Annotated in this window: 1 protein-coding gene and 1 pseudogene; both read right to left on the bottom strand. The window is 60.6% G+C overall.

Annotated features, from left to right (window positions below; genetic code table 11):
• Window positions 1-79 precede the first annotated feature (79 nt).
• A pseudogene (locus tag NKJ12_RS32055) lies at window positions 80-430 on the bottom strand (IS66 family transposase); the annotation flags it as partial.
• A 284-nt stretch (window positions 431-714) separates the two neighbouring features.
• Window positions 715-1,091: transposase (locus NKJ12_RS32050; protein ID WP_352707712.1), on the bottom strand; the 377-nt coding region annotated here is incomplete at its 5' end.

Here is a 1,091-nt window from a genome sequence, read left to right as displayed (position 1 = left end):
CCAGTTGGAAATCGTTCGGGAAACCGATGGTTACACGCTCCTGTCCCGATGAGCTGCGCATAATCATCGGGTGCGCATAATCGCGCACATAGGTCCATAATCGGCCGGTATCGGTCTTGCCCTTGGCCAGGACCGGCACCGTCGTGTCGTCGCCGTGCAGACGCGAAGCGGCCAGCACATGGGCTTCGAGCTGCTTGAACAGCGGCATCAGCGCCGCGGCGCCGGCGCCGACCTGGTCGGCGAGCGTCGACAGGCTGAGCGGCACGCCTTCGCGGGCATAGCGTTCGGCCTGGCGGTTAAGCGGCTGATGCTGGCCGAACTTCTCGAACAGGATCATCGCCAGCAGGCCGGGACCGGCCCAGCCGCGCGGGGTGGCGTGGAAGGGCGCCGGAGCCTGGCTGATCGTCTCGCAGTCGCGGCAGGTGAACTCACATGGGCCCGTCAATGTAAAGCGGGTTCAAAAACGCATGTTCGGCACTCCCATCGATCCAGTATCCAGGCTCGAGCTCAACATCTGACTGGAGCATCCACCAGTCCAAACTCACATACGGTCGCCGCTTTTTATCGGCCGCACCAAAATCCCTCTTTCGTAGGCGGAGGCTCGGTAGGACAAAACCCTTCTTCTCGTCGGCGCGTGACGCCATATTCACCCTTCGGTTTGTCCTGTCTGGATCTGCCCGCACCACTGCGGGAGATTGAGGCGATTTTCAACAGTCAGGCCGCCTTCAGCTTTGCGCCTTCAATGACCACTCCATGAACGGCATATTTCCAGAGAGCTACAAGAAGCTTTCTTGCCAGCGCGACTATCGCGGTTTTCTTCCCGCGCCCCCCGTTTCGTTGCACGCGCTCCATGAACCATGTGCTGAGGGCCGAATTCGGCTGATGGTGTAGCCATAGCCATGCCAGCTGGATCATGACTGTCCGAAGTCGCGGGTTACCAGCCTTCCCGACACCTTGTTCATGATCTACAGAGCCACTCTGCCAAGGGGTAGGCGCCAGGCCAGCATAGGCAGCGACTTGGCGGCGATTATCGAAGCTGCGGAAGAGCCCCTCCGACCAGAGAACCGCAGCGACTTCAGCACCAATACCCT

It is taken from the genome of Mesorhizobium sp. M0195 (assembly GCF_040322115.1).
Classification (GTDB): Bacteria; Pseudomonadota; Alphaproteobacteria; order Rhizobiales; family Rhizobiaceae; genus Mesorhizobium.
This window is presented reverse-complemented; position numbering and strand designations above follow the sequence as displayed.